A 14,352-nucleotide genomic window follows, 5' to 3' on the forward strand; every position below is an offset into this window, starting at 1 on the left:
AGGCCGTTTAATGCTAAATCAGCCGTTCCTTTGCGCTTCAAGCGCTTCCCAACGTTCAAAACAGGATTCCAGCGTTTTTTCAGCCTCCGCCAATGCCGTCAGCACCTGCTGGGTTTCCTCGTGCGGACGACTGAAAAATCCGCTATCGCTCATTTGTGTTTGCAGCGCCTCGATTTGCTGTTCCAGTTGCTCGATTTGCAACGGCAGTTGATCCAACTCGCGCTGTTGGTTATAGCTGAGTTTTCCCGCATTGCGTTTAGCGGGCGGCGCGCTGCCGTTGCCCACGGATGATGTCTGCGCCGGCGCGGAGGATGCAGACGCGGTGCGCAGCGGCGTCGACTCGCTACGCTGCTGCTGGGCATCGTAGTAGCCGCCGACATAGCGGGAAATCACCCCGTTGCCCTCAAAGATCCAACACTCCGTCACCGAATTATCCACAAACTGGCGATCGTGGCTCACCAACAGTACCGTACCCTGGTAGCTGTCGATCAACTCTTCCAGCAATTCCAGCGTTTCCACGTCCAGATCGTTGGTGGGTTCATCGAGGATCAGCAAATTACTGGGCTTCAGGAACAAGCGCGCCAGCAATAACCGATTACGTTCGCCCCCGGACAGCGCCTTTACCGGCGTCATCGCGCGTTTGGGATGGAACAGGAAGTCCTGCAAATACCCCAGCACATGACGCGGGCGGCCATTGACCATCACTTCCTGTTTGCCTTCCGCCAGGTTATCCATCACCGTACGCTCCGGATCCAACTCGGCGCGGTGCTGATCGAAATAGGCCACTTCCAGCTTGGTTCCACAGTGTACCCGTCCGCTGCTTGGCGTCAGTTCGCCCAGCATCAGCTTTAACAGCGTGGTCTTACCGCAGCCGTTCGGCCCCACCAGGGCGATTTTATCGCCGCGCTGTACCTGCGCCGAGAAATTACGCGTCAAAACCTTATTATCGATCTGATAGTTAACCTCTTCCAGTTCAAACACGATTTTGCCGGAACGTGCGGCTTCCTCCACCTGCATTTTCGCCGCGCCCATCACTTCACGGCGCTGCGAACGCTCATTCCGCATGGCTTTCAGCGCGCGCACCCGGCCTTCATTACGCGTGCGACGTGCCTTGATGCCCTGCCGGATCCACACTTCTTCCTGCGCCAGTTTGCGATCGAACTCGGCATTTTGCAGATCTTCCACCCGCAGCGCTTCTTCTTTCCCGGCCAGATACTTATCGTAATTTCCCGGCCAGGACACCAGCTTGCCGCGATCCAAATCGACAATCCGGGTCGCCATATTGCGTATAAAGGAACGGTCGTGGGAAATAAACACGATGCTGCCCTGGAAGGTTTTCAGAAAGGCTTCCAGCCAATCAATGGTTTCGATGTCAAGGTGGTTGGTCGGTTCATCCAGCAGCAAAACCCGGGGCGAACTGACCAGCGCCCGCCCCAGCGCCGCTTTACGCAGCCAGCCGCCGGATAAGGACGCCAGCGGCGCGTCGGCGGCCAGGCCAAGCTGTTCCAGCACCTCGTGAATGCGGCTTTCCAACTGCCACAGCCCCTGGTGCTCAAGAATATCCTGAAGCTTGGCCAGCTGATTCAGATTCTTTTCACTGGGATCGGTTTCTACCAGGCGCAGCGTCGCGTGATAATTCTTCAGATAATCCGCCTGCGCGGCGACGCCTTCAGCGACAAAATCAAATACGCTGCCGGCGATATCGCGCGGCGGATCCTGTTGCAGACGCGCGACGATCAAGTCTTGCTCATAGGTGATCCGGCCGTCATCCAGCGGAATTTCTTTGGCCAGTATTTTCAACAGCGTCGACTTGCCCGCGCCATTGCGGCCGACCAGACAAACGCGTTCGTTTTCTTCGATATGAAGTTCGGTGTTATCCAACAGGGGGGCGTCGCTGAATGACAGCCATGCGCCCGATACGCTGATTAATGACATTGCTATTACTTTTCCTCGCCGGCATGCTTTAGCAGCCAGCAGTTATGAATCTGACGGTTGCGGGCAAAATCCTGTGATTGGGTACGGGCGGTGATCTCGTGCGCCGCCAGACCTAACGCAGCCAATCCCGGCATATCCATCTGGAATCCGCGTTTGTTGTTGGAGAACATGATCGTTCCGCCGCGACGCAGCAGCCGTTTAAGATCTTTCATTAACGCCAGATGATCGCGCTGTACGTCAAAGGTGTCTTCCATGCGTTTGGAATTGGAAAACGTCGGCGGATCGATAAAAATAACGTCAAATTGTTCATTCGTTTCACGCAGCCACGACAGGCAATCGGCATGGATCAGGCGATGTTGCCGCCCGGTCAGGCCATTGACCCGCAGGTTTTTCTCCGCCCATTCCAGATAGGTTCGCGACATATCCACGGTGGTGGTGCTACGCGCGCCGCCCAACCCGGCATGCACGCTGGCCGTGCCGGTATAGGCGAACAAGTTGAGAAAATCTTTGCCCCGGCTCATCTCACCGAGCATTTTACGGGCGATGCGGTGATCGAGGAACAAGCCGGTATCCAGATAGTCTGTTAGATTGACCCACAGCTTGGCGTTATACTCTTCCACCAGCAAAAATTCGCCCTTTTGCGCCAATTTTTCATATTGGCTTTTCCCCTTCTGACGCTCACGGGTCTTCAGGATCAGACGATTCGACGGCAGTTCCAGCACGCTCAGCGTGGCGTTGATCACATCAAACAGACGCTGGCGGGCTTTCTGCGCATCAATGGTTTTAGGCGGCGCGTACTCCTGCACCACCACCCAACTGCCGTAACGATCGACGGCGACATTGTATTCGGGCAGATCGGCGTCATACAGGCGGTAACACTCAATGCCCTGCTGTTGCGCCCATTTTTCCAGCTTACGCAGATTTTTACGCAGCCGGTTGGCGAAATCCTCGGCGATCTGCCCCGCGCCCGCCGCCCCCTGACTTTCCGCCAGTTGATAATTTTTCTGCACACAGTCCAGCGGGCCGTTTTTGGCCTTGAACTGGCGTTCAGCGCGCAGTTGCAGACAGCTGAGCAATTCCGGAGAGGCGCTGAATAACGACAGTTGCCAGCCGCCGAAATCGCTTTTCATCTTGCGACCCAACATATTGTGCAGCGCGATCAGCGCCGGTTCGCTTTCCAGACGCTCCCCGTACGGCGGGTTACTGACGACCGTGCCTTTCGGCCCTGCGGGTAACGGATTCTGAAGCTGTACGGCGTCTTTGACGCTGAAGGTAATTAAATCAGCCACGCCCGCCCGACGGGCATTGGCCCGGGCAATGTCGATCACCCGGCGATCGTTATCCGAACCAAAGAAACGCGAAGTGGTTTCCTGTAATCCCTGCCGGGCGCGCCGCTGCGCTTCGGTGGTGATTTCATGCCATAACTCGGCATCATGCTGCAACCAGGCGCTGAATCCCCAGTGGGTACGATGCAAACCGGGCGCGCGATCGGCGGCAATCATCGCCGCTTCGATCAATAACGTGCCGGAGCCGCACATCGGATCAACCAGCGGGGTGCCCTTTTGCCAGCCGGAGCGCAAGACAATGGCGGCCGCCAGATTTTCTTTCAACGGCGCCAGCCCCGCCAAATCGCGATAGCCGCGCTGATGCAAACCCTCGCCGCTAAGATCCAGCGCCACGCTTGCCGTGTCGCGCTGTAAAAAAACATTGATGCGGATATCCGGCTGCTGTTTAGCCACATCAGGTCGTTGACCGGTCTTACGGGTAAAGCTGTCCACAATCGCATCTTTTACTTTTAACGCGCCATACTGACTATTGCGGATATCGTCATTGGTGCCGGTAAAATGCACCGCAAAGGTTTTGTCGACGCTGAAAATCGTCGACCAGTCAATCGCCTGTACGCCGAGATACAAATCCAGATCGCTATGCACCTTAAATTCATTCAGCGGCAGCAGAATACGTGATGCCAGACGACTCCACAGCAGACTCTGATAAAGCAGGCGGTTATCACCCTGAAAATGCACCCCGCCCTGCACCACGGCACAGGCCTGCGCGCCCAGCGCTTCCAGCTCACTTTTTAACAGTTCTTCCAGACCACGGGCCGTGCTGGCAAACAGAGCATTCATATCGTCGATATCACCAATAAAGAAAATTGAGCCGCATTATAGCTAATCCGTGACGCTTGTCATAAAGTTGCCGTTTTACTTCAGCAAGGATCAATCAGTGCTCGGCGTAACGCGGCTTTATATTCATCCGGTAAAATCCATGCGCGGCTTGCAGTTGTCCCATGCCTTGGCGTCCCCAGGCGGTTTGGCGCACGATCGTACTTTCATGGTAACCGAGCCCGACGGAACCTTTATCACCGCCCGCCAGTATCCGCAGATGGTGCGGTTTACCCCGGCCCTGCTGGCGGATGGCGTGTTTATTTCCGCCCCCGACGGGCAAACCGCCAGCGTTCGCTTTACTGATTTCATCAACACGCCGCAGCCCACGGAGGTCTGGGGCAATCACTTTACCTCACTTATCGCCCCTGATTCCGTTAACCAGTGGCTGAGCCGCTATTTTCAACGTCCGGTGCAATTGCGTTGGGTCGGCAACGCGCCGTCGCGGCGCGTCAAGCGTCGCCCCGACGTTCCACTCTCTTTTGCCGACGGTTATCCGTTTTTACTGATCAACGACGCCTCTTTCCAGGCGCTGCGTCAGCGCTGTCCGGCAGGCATCAGACTGGAGCAGTTCCGCCCGAATCTGGTGGTCGCCGGCGCGTCGGCGTTTGCGGAAGATAGCTGGCAAACCCTTCGCATCGGCGAGGTCATTTTCGATGTGGTCAAGCCTTGCAGCCGCTGTGTTCTGACCACCGTCAGCATTGAACGCGGCATAAAACACCCGACCGCGGAACCGCTGGCAACCTTGCAATCGTTCCGCACCGCGGAAAATGGCGACGTCGATTTCGGGCAAAATCTGATCGCCAGGAATTCCGGTATTATTCGAGTCGGCGATGCGTTGGAGGTGCTGGCCGTCAAACCGCCTCGTCACTATGGTTCAGGGCCAGTCGTGGAGAACGTTCCCGCGCCGGAGAAAGAACAACAAACCGTAACGATTGAGTATCAGGGCAAACGTCTGATGGGAAATAATCAGCAAATCCTGCTGGAACAGCTGGAACAACAAGGCATGCGCGTTCCCTATTCCTGTCGGGCCGGCGTATGCGGCTGTTGTAAGCTGACGTTAATCAGCGGCACGGTCTCAGCGCTCAAGAAAAGCGCAATCGGAGAAAATGGCGCGATCCTCGCCTGTAGCTGCATTCCGCAAAGCGATATCCGCCTGCAATAGCAGATGCCAGAGGTTAAACGACCTTGGCGAACAGATAAGACGATGGCGTCTGTTCAGGTTCACTCTGGATGGCAACCGGCAATAATCGGTCATGCATGATTTTTATCGCATCCCCCAGCACCATCATTTTGGCGTTCAGTATTAGCTGTTCCTGCGCCAGCAGACACAGGCTGGCTTTATCGCCGGCTTCGGCGATCAGAAAACACGCGGTATCATTGTTTTCGGTCAATTGAACCTGAACGATATCGCCCGCCTGCGGCGCGGGTACAGTCGCGGCATGCTGCTGCACGAAATGCCAGCTTTTGGGCATCAGCGGTTTAAGAAAACGACTGGCGACCAGCGCATTCAAAATTAGCTCACCCTGAAGGTCGCGACTCAATGCCATCTTTTGGCACTTTTCGTTATAGGTAAAAAATAAAGCCGCGTCTTCAACACAAAATGCACTTTCATTAAACGCATCCGGGGTTAACATTTTAGACGGGAAACGCGAACGGAATAACATGCCATTGGCGAGATCCAGCATCACCCGATCGTGTTCGGTATCAAAATACCAGCGCCAGTTATCGTCAGGTTTTAACTTCATATTATTTACCCTTCGCCTTTTGTTGCATCTATTATAGGAAATGGCTGATTGCAAAACCATGTAATAAAAAACTATGCAATAAAAAAACCGGCAGGTGTTGATAGTTTATTTATGCAAACGAGTAAAATATAGACTAGCCGGGGGAATAAATAAACCCCCGGAGATAAATGAAAGACAGAAATGATTAAATATGCGTAACAATATCTTTAATCAGGCCGGGTCCCCGGAAAATAAAGCCTGAATATATCTGAATCAATGTCGCGCCCGCATCCAGTTTTTCACGCGCGGCAACCAAAGAATCAATGCCGCCTACGCCGATAATCGGCAATCGTCCGGCTAATTCCTGCGATAACCGCCGGACAATTTCCGTGCTATGCAGCTGTAAAGGACGACCGCTTAATCCTCCGGTCTGACCGCAGTGATTTAATCCCTGGATCAATTTTCTGTCGAGCGTGGTATTGGTGGCAATCACGCCGTCAATGTTATGACGAACCAGGCTGTCGGCTATTTGGATCAATTCCTCTTCAGAAAGATCCGGCGCGATCTTTACTGCCAGCGGAACATATTTCTGATATTTCTCACTTAACTCAGTCTGCTTATTCTTTATCGACAGTAAAAGATCGTCCAGCGCCTCGCCATATTGCAGCGTGCGCAATCCCGGCGTATTGGGCGAAGAGATATTTATCGCAATATAGCCGGCGTGAGGATAGATCTTATCCATGCAGATCAGATAATCCTCTTTACCCTGTTCTACCGGGGTATCTTTATTTTTACCGATATTGATCCCCAACACGCCGCCAAATTGTGATTTTTTGACATTCTCGACCAGATAATCGACGCCTTTATTATTAAAGCCCATCCGATTAATTAATCCTTCGGCTTCAACAATGCGGAACAATCTCGGCTTATCGTTCCCGGGTTGCGGACGCGGCGTGACCGTTCCCACTTCAATAAAGCCAAACCCCATTGCGCCCAATGCGTCAATACAGTCGCCGTCTTTATCAAGCCCTGCGGCCAGGCCAAGTGGATTTTTAAATGACAATCCCATGCAGCTAACGGGTTTGGTCGGAACGGACTGACGGACGAGAAATTCAAAAGGGGTATGGGTAATGCGGCGTAATTGCTGGAAGGTCAACTCATGCGCTCGTTCTGGATCGAGCTGAAATAACGCTTTCTTGATAACGGGATAGAACATATCGTCTCCTGAGATCCCAATCGCGAATAAACAAAGTCGGAATACGGCGAGATGGTAGTTCCATCACAGCGGAAAGTAAAACGTTTGCGCAATTCCGTTGATTAGCCGCAAACCTGAAAGAGAGGTGAGATGCCCGATATCACGGGCATCTCACCACGGGGAAAAGACCAAATAAGGCGAGGAAAAAGCGTTAATCCTGCAACGCTTTGCCGATCTTCTCGAACAGATCGCCAGACAAATTCTCCAGCGTTTTCAACTGTTCCAGCGCCTGACGCATCAACCCCTGCCGTTTGGCGTCATAACGTTTTAAGCGGATTAACGGCTCAATTAACCGCGCGGCGACCTGCGGATTGCGGGTATTAAGATCGATAAGCACCTCGGTCAGGAAACGATAACCGCTGCCATCTTCCGCATGGAATGCGGAAGGATTAGCGGCGACGAACGCCCCAATCAGCGCCCGCAGACGATTCGGGTTGTTCGGGCTGAACGAGCGATGGCGCTGGAGTTCACGAACCCGCTCAAGCACATCCGCCGCCGGGCTGGTAGCCTGGATCGTAAACCATTTATCCATGACCAGGCCGTCCTGATGCCAGCGATCGTCAAAGCGGGCCAACAGCGCATCACGTCCCGGTAACTGCGCGCTAACCGCAGCGGACAGCGCCGCCAGCGAGTCCGTCATGTTATCGGCCTGCTGGAACTGCGCGGTTACCAGGTTGTCGGCCTGAACTTCATCGCCAAACGCCAGATAATACAGGCAAATATTCCGCAAGGCGCGTTTACCGATATCCGCGTGCTCAATGCGATATTGCGGCGTCTGATTGGCGCGATAAACCGCCAGCCATTCATCCGCCATCTCTTTTGCCATCGCGCGGATCAGGCCATCGCGCACCGCCGCGATCGCCACCGGATCGATGGTGTCGAACAGCTCGGCGATTTCATTCTCGCTTGGCAGCGTCAGGATCTGCGATGCCAGCATGGGATCCAGATTTTCATCCAGCAAAATAGCGCGGAAAGCATCAACTACATGCATCGGTAACGAAAGCGACTGCTGTTGCTGATAACGGGAAACATTCAGACGAATGTAATTGGCCAGCAGACTTTGCGCCGCATCCCAACGAGAAAACGCATTGCTGGCGTGACGCATCAGGAATGTCAGTTGCGCATCGCTCCAGGCATAATTCAGTTTTACCGGCGCGGAAAACTCACGTAATAAAGAAGGAACCGGCTGACAGGGAACCCGATCGAAAATAAAGGTTTGCTCTGCTTCGGTCACGTTCAATATGGAAGACAGCCGCTGACCGTTTCTTTGCAGCGGGATCGCCTGTCCCTTCTGGTCGTACAATTCAATATCCAGCGGGATATGCAGCGGCAGTTTGGCCTGCTTATCGGCCCCCACCGGCGTCATCTGGCTGACGCTCAATAAATATTGCTGCGTTTGCGGATCGTAATCGTCGCGCACCGTCAGCACCGGCGTACCCGACTGACTGTACCAGCGGCGGAACTGAGCGAGATCCACACCGGAAGCGTCTTCCATCGCCTGGACGAAATCATCGCAGGTCGCTGCGCTGCCATCATGACGCTCAAAGTAGAGACGCATCCCGGCCTGAAATTTCTCTTCCCCTAATAAAGTATGCATCATCCGGATCACTTCCGATCCTTTTTCGTACACCGTCAAGGTATAGAAATTGTTCATTTCTATCACCTGATCGGGACGAATAGGATGGGACATCGGGCCGGCGTCCTCGGCAAACTGCGCCCCGCGCATCACACGCACGTTATCAATACGATTAACCGCGCGGGAACCCAGGTCGGAACTGAACTCCTGATCGCGGAAAACCGTCAGCCCCTCTTTCAAACTCAGTTGGAACCAGTCACGGCAGGTGACGCGATTTCCGGTCCAGTTATGGAAATACTCGTGACCGATCACCGCTTCGATATTCAGATAATCTTTATCGGTTGCGGTTTCAGCCTTGGCGAGCACATATTTGGAGTTGAATACATTCAATCCTTTATTTTCCATCGCGCCCATATTGAAGAAGTCCACCGCCACAACCATATAGATGTCGAGGTCATACTCCAGCCCGAAACGGGTTTCATCCCACTTCATGGCATTCTTCAATGAGGCCATCGCCCAGCCGGCGCGATCCAGATTGCCGCGATCGACATACAGCTCAAGCGCCACATCCCGGCCGGATCGGGTGGTAAAGCGATCCTGTAAGACATCAAAATCCCCCGCCACCAGCGCAAACAGATAGCACGGTTTGGGGAACGGATCCTGCCATTCGATCCAATGGCGGCCGTCGGCGAGATCGCCTTGCGCAATCCGGTTACCGTTGGAAAGCAAATAGGGATAACGCGACTTGTCGGCAGTGATGCGCGTGGTGAATTTAGCCAGCACGTCCGGGCGATCGAGGTAATAGGTAATGTGACGGAAGCCTTCCGCCTCGCACTGGGTGCACAGCGCTTCGCCTGACTGGTATAACCCTTCCAGCGCGCTATTGGCCGCCGGATTGATTTCAGTTTCAATACTCAGCGTAAATTCAGCCGGTAACTGCGTCAGTATCAGCCCGTTATCCTGTTGCTGATAATGCGGCCATGACGAGCCATCCACATGCAGGCTTACCAGCTTGAGGCCCTCGCCGTCCAGCTTCAGCGGCGCGCCCGGTTGACCTTGCAACACCACCTGACTCACTGCTTTTACATGGGTTTTCTCCGCATCCAGTTCAAAATCCAGCGCAATATCGGTAATGGTGTAATCCGGCGCTCGGTAGTCCTGGCGATATTTTACTTGCGGCTGTTGATTCATATAAAGTTTTCACCTCGTCATAAGCTTCAGAAATTAAGTTTATGCCTGTTACGCCAATGTTACCATGATAAAATAATGAGAATAATAATCATCTCAGAGCACATTTGAATCTCGCCTAAGCGGCCCCATTATGTTGTGATAAGGCAAAATTTGGCTAAGCAGGGTATACTGCGTGAACCCTGCCGATTGTCCCGACTGTGGATATGCGTCTAACGAGGATGCTGTAACGCATTATGACTTTACACACTTCCCCGATTCTAACCTCATTATTGGATACCGATGCCTATAAGCTGCATATGCAACAGGCGGTATATCATCATTATTATCCTGTCGATGTAGCGGCTGAATTCCGCTGCCGCGGCGATGAGTTGTTAGGAATCTATGCTGAAGAGATCGCCGAACAGGTTGATCTTATGCGGTACCTGGTTTTGAGTGACGAAGAATTCAGTTATCTTTCTTCTCTCCCTTTCTTTAAACAGGACTATCTCAACTGGCTGCGGAAATTTCGTTTTAATCCGCAACAGGTCAGTATTAAAAATCATCACGGCAAATTGGATATCCGTATTGCCGGGCCGTGGCGCGAGGTCATTTTATGGGAAGTCCCGCTGCTGGCGGTGATTAGCGAAGTCGTCCACCGCAACCGCTCTCCTCTGGTTGGCGCGGCGCAGGCGCTGGATCAACTGCATAAGACATTTGAGCACTTCCGTAAAATCAGCGCCGATGTCGATATCAGCCATTTCAAGCTGATGGATTTCGGCACCCGTCGTCGCTTCTCACAAGATGTGCAACAGACGATTGTCAGTACGTTGCAGGCCGAGTTTCCTTATTTAATCGGCACCAGCAACTATGACTTGGCTCGCCGATTAAAACTGGCTCCCGTCGGCACGCAGGCGCACGAATGGTTCCAGGCTCACCAACGGATAACCCCGGTGCTTGCCAACAGCCAGCGCGCCGCCTTACAGATGTGGTTACGTGAATATCCCGACCAGTTGGGTATCGCGCTGACAGACTGCATTACCATGGATGCCTTCCTGCGCGACTTCGATCGCCCGTTCGCCACGTCTTACCAGGGGCTGAGGCATGACTCCGGCGATCCCGTTGCCTGGGGAGAAAAAGCCATTGCCCACTATCAGCGCCTGGACATCGATCCGTTAAGCAAGACGCTGGTATTCTCTGATAATTTGAATCTTGATAAAGCGCTGGCGCTCTACCGCCATTTCTGGCAGCGCATCAATCTGGTATTTGGTATAGGGACGCGTCTGACGTGTGATATTCCCGGGGTCAACCCCTTGAATATCGTGATTAAGCTGGTGGAATGCAATGGTAAACCAGTGGCGAAACTGTCTGACAGCCCCGGTAAAACGATTTGTCAGGATCAGGCTTTCGTGTGCGAATTACGCAAAGCTTTCGCCCTCCCCCGCGTTAAAAAAGCCAGTTGACCCGTTTCGAGACCCTTTGATTGGATAACTTTTAACCCAGCCACGCCGGAATGCGCAAAACTTTATGGCATTCCGGCGATTTCTGCTTGTGTCCTGCCCGACGGCAAGTAACATAACGAAATGCCCGCAGACAGGGCATTCACTGTTTTTAAACACTATTAATTGAAGAGAGAATTTTATGAGCGTAGTGCCTGTAGTCGACGTACTGCAAGGCCGTGTTGCCGTTGACAGCGAAGTCACCGTGCGCGGCTGGGTGCGTACCCGGAGAGATTCTAAAGCCGGTATCTCCTTTGTTGCCGTTTATGACGGCTCCTGCTTTAATCCATTACAGGCTGTCGTTAATAATAATCTCTCCAATTACCAAGACGACGTCCTGCGTTTGACTACAGGGTGTTCCGTGGAAGTCACCGGCAACGTCGTCGCCTCTCCGGGCGAGGGTCAGAGCTTTGAGTTGCAGGCATCCGAAGTCAAGGTTATTGGCTGGGTGGACGATCCCGATACCTATCCCATGGCGGCCAAACGCCATAGCATCGAATATCTGCGTGAAGTCGCGCATTTACGTCCCCGGACGAACCTGATCGGCGCGGTGGCCCGCGTTCGTCATACGCTGGCTCAGGCTATTCATCGTTTCTTCCACGAACAGGGTTACTTCTGGGTGTCAACTCCGCTGATTACCGCGTCCGACACCGAAGGCGCGGGGGAAATGTTCCGAGTTTCCACCCTCGATCTGGAAAACCTGCCGCGGACTGAACAAGGTAAAGTCGATTTCAGCGAGGACTTTTTTGGTAAAGAGGCCTTCCTGACGGTTTCAGGCCAGTTAAATGGCGAAGCCTATGCCTGCGCGCTGTCTAAAGTTTATACTTTCGGCCCGACTTTCCGGGCGGAAAACTCCAACACCAGCCGTCACCTGGCCGAATTCTGGATGATCGAACCGGAAGTGGCCTTTGCCTCTCTGGACGATATCGCCGGACTGGCCGAAAGCCTGTTGAAGTATGTGTTTAAAGCGGTGCTTGATGAACGGGCGGACGACATGGCGTTTTTTGCCGAGCGGGTGGATAAAGAAGCGGTCAGCCGTCTGGAAAGCTTTATCACCTCTGATTTTGCTCAGGTCGATTACACCGACGCCGTCGAAATCCTGCTGAACTGCGGGCAAAAATTTGAAAATCCGGTGTACTGGGGCGTCGATCTTTCCTCAGAGCACGAACGTTATCTGGCGGAGAAACATTTCAAAGCGCCGGTGGTGGTTAAAAACTACCCGAAAGATATCAAAGCCTTCTATATGCGCATGAACAGCGACGGTAAAACCGTTGCCGCCATGGACGTATTAGCGCCGGGCATTGGTGAAATCATCGGCGGATCTCAGCGTGAAGAGCGTCTGGATCAGTTGGACAAACGTTTGGAAGAGATGGGACTGAGTAAAGAAGACTACTGGTGGTATCGCGATTTACGCCGTTACGGCACCATCCCTCATTCCGGATTCGGATTGGGATTTGAACGTCTGATTGCCTATGTTACCGGCGTACAAAACGTGCGCGATGTTATCCCCTTCCCGCGTACACCGAGAAACGCCAGTTTCTAAATAAAAATTTAATATAAGTAAAACAAATAGGTAGCAAAGAAGAGTCGGTTTTCCCGACTCTTTTTTTTTAATTTTAGTTATGCGTCACAAAGTTCCCTAAAATTTACATTTTGTAATACATATTTTCCATTAGTTACTGGATTACGAAGTTAGTAGCATTTTCGGGGTGGATTAACAGGCGTGTGAATGGAAAACTGCGTTCAGACACAGGAAGACACCAAACTTTCAGGAATGTTCCATAAGGAACTTTTTATGGCAGTGGCAGGTGTCTGAATAACACCAATGAGGGTAATAATGATGAAGCGCAACATTCTCGCAGTGGTAATCCCGGCTCTGTTAGCAGCTGGTGCAGCAAACGCAGCCGAAGTTTATAACAAAGACGGCAACAAGTTGGATCTGACTGGTAGAGTTAATGGCTTGCATTACTTCTCCGATAATAATGGTAATGACGGCGATAAAACCTATGCGCGTCTGGGATTCAAAGGTGAAACTCAGATCACCAGCGACCTAACTGGTTATGGTCGTTTCGAATACGAATTCAGAGGGAACAGATCAGAAAGTTCTGGTTCAGCTAACAGCGACAAAACTCGTTTTGCCTTTGCCGGTCTGAAGTTCGCTGACTATGGCTCTTTCGACTATGGTCGTAATCAGGGTGTCGCCTATGACGGTATTGCTTATACCGACGTATTACCGGAATTTGGTGGCGATCAGTCTAACTCTGATAACTTCCTGACTGGCCGTTCCACTGGCGTGGCGACTTACCGTAATACCGACTTCTTTGGCCTGGTTGACGGCTGGAACTTTGCTATTCAATACCAAGGTAAAAACAGCAGCGATACCTCGAATAACCGCAGTAACATCAGTGAACAAAATGGTGATGGCTGGGGTATTTCATCCTCTTACGAATCAGACATTGGTCTGGGCGTTGTAGCTTCTTATGCTGCCATCGACCGTACTAATGAGCAGAATAGTTCTGTTACTACTGGTCGTGGTAAGAAAGCTGAAGCCTGGGCTACCGGTCTGAAATATGACGCTAACGCTATTTACTTGGCTGCAACCTACGGCGAATACCGCAACCTGTCGTTCATTGGCCAGGAATCTACCCCTGCCAGTCTAACTGACACCGATGGTTTCGCAGACAAAACCAAAATCTTTGAAGCTGTAGCTCAGTATAACTTCGATTTTGGCTTAACGCCTTCTTTAGCATATGTATCAGGTAAAGCTAAAGATGATGCAAATGGTAAAAACGATTATATCACCAAATATGTCAGCGTTGGCGCGACTTATGCTTTCAATAAAAATATGTCTACCTATGTTGATTACCAAATCAACCTGATTAAAGACGACAACGCTTACGGTATCAATGATGACGATACCGTTGCAGTTGGTCTGGTTTATCAGTTCTAAGTTGATTGCATACCGTATAGCGGATTAACCGTTTACCGTATAGAAAAGGTAGAACTTCGGTTCTGCCTTTTTGTTTTTTTC

At 52.2% G+C, this 14,352-nt stretch carries 9 protein-coding genes; 4 read left to right on the forward strand and 5 right to left on the reverse strand.

Translation table 11 applies throughout. The features are described from left to right. Positions 1 to 18: 18 nt before the first annotated feature. Positions 19 to 1,935, reverse strand: coding sequence for an ABC transporter ATP-binding protein (locus HOY33_RS01910; RefSeq protein WP_172288042.1), 1,917 nt, complete (start codon positions 1,933 to 1,935; stop codon positions 19 to 21). A 5-nt stretch (positions 1,936 to 1,940) separates the two neighbouring features. After that, positions 1,941 to 4,061, reverse strand: a complete 2,121-nt coding sequence (gene rlmKL / locus HOY33_RS01915) for a bifunctional 23S rRNA (guanine(2069)-N(7))-methyltransferase RlmK/23S rRNA (guanine(2445)-N(2))-methyltransferase RlmL (RefSeq protein WP_172288044.1) — start codon at positions 4,059 to 4,061, stop codon at positions 1,941 to 1,943. Between the two features lie 97 nt (positions 4,062 to 4,158). On the opposite strand from rlmKL, the gene HOY33_RS01920 reads away from it, so the two are divergent. Then, entirely contained in the window at positions 4,159 to 5,262 is a 1,104-nt protein-coding gene (locus HOY33_RS01920; protein WP_172288045.1) for an MOSC N-terminal beta barrel domain-containing protein, read from the forward strand. 13 nt (positions 5,263 to 5,275) lie between these two features. On the opposite strand, the gene HOY33_RS01925 is transcribed toward HOY33_RS01920, so the two are convergent. From HOY33_RS01925 to pepN, 3 genes are all read right to left on the reverse strand, one after another. After that, complete coding sequence (locus HOY33_RS01925; RefSeq protein ID WP_172288047.1) at positions 5,276 to 5,845, reverse strand: cell division protein ZapC; 570 nt, start codon at positions 5,843 to 5,845, stop codon at positions 5,276 to 5,278. Between the two features lie 184 nt (positions 5,846 to 6,029). Continuing rightward, on the reverse strand, positions 6,030 to 7,040 hold the full coding sequence (pyrD, locus tag HOY33_RS01930) for a quinone-dependent dihydroorotate dehydrogenase (RefSeq protein ID WP_172288048.1): 1,011 nt from the start codon (positions 7,038 to 7,040) through the stop codon (positions 6,030 to 6,032). A gap of 190 nt (positions 7,041 to 7,230) precedes the next feature. Further along, complete coding sequence (gene pepN, locus HOY33_RS01935) at positions 7,231 to 9,846, reverse strand: aminopeptidase N (protein ID WP_172288050.1); 2,616 nt, start codon at positions 9,844 to 9,846, stop codon at positions 7,231 to 7,233. A gap of 233 nt (positions 9,847 to 10,079) precedes the next feature. Here pepN and pncB point away from each other — a divergent pair, with 233 nt between their 5' ends. The 3 genes from pncB (at position 10,080) to HOY33_RS01950 (ending at position 14,271) form a co-directional block, all read left to right on the forward strand. Beyond that, positions 10,080 to 11,285: a nicotinate phosphoribosyltransferase gene (pncB, locus tag HOY33_RS01940; RefSeq protein ID WP_172288051.1), complete on the forward strand. Its 1,206-nt coding sequence runs from the start codon at positions 10,080 to 10,082 to the stop codon at positions 11,283 to 11,285. A 178-nt stretch (positions 11,286 to 11,463) separates the two neighbouring features. Continuing rightward, on the forward strand, positions 11,464 to 12,864 hold the full coding sequence (asnS, locus tag HOY33_RS01945; protein ID WP_172288053.1) for an asparagine--tRNA ligase: 1,401 nt from the start codon (positions 11,464 to 11,466) through the stop codon (positions 12,862 to 12,864). A gap of 294 nt (positions 12,865 to 13,158) precedes the next feature. Next, on the forward strand, positions 13,159 to 14,271 hold the full coding sequence (locus tag HOY33_RS01950; protein ID WP_305793235.1) for a porin: 1,113 nt from the start codon (positions 13,159 to 13,161) through the stop codon (positions 14,269 to 14,271). The last annotated feature ends 81 nt before the right edge of the window (positions 14,272 to 14,352 follow it).

It is taken from the genome of Brenneria sp. hezel4-2-4 (assembly GCF_013155275.1).
GTDB lineage: Bacteria > Pseudomonadota > Gammaproteobacteria > Enterobacterales > Enterobacteriaceae > Brenneria.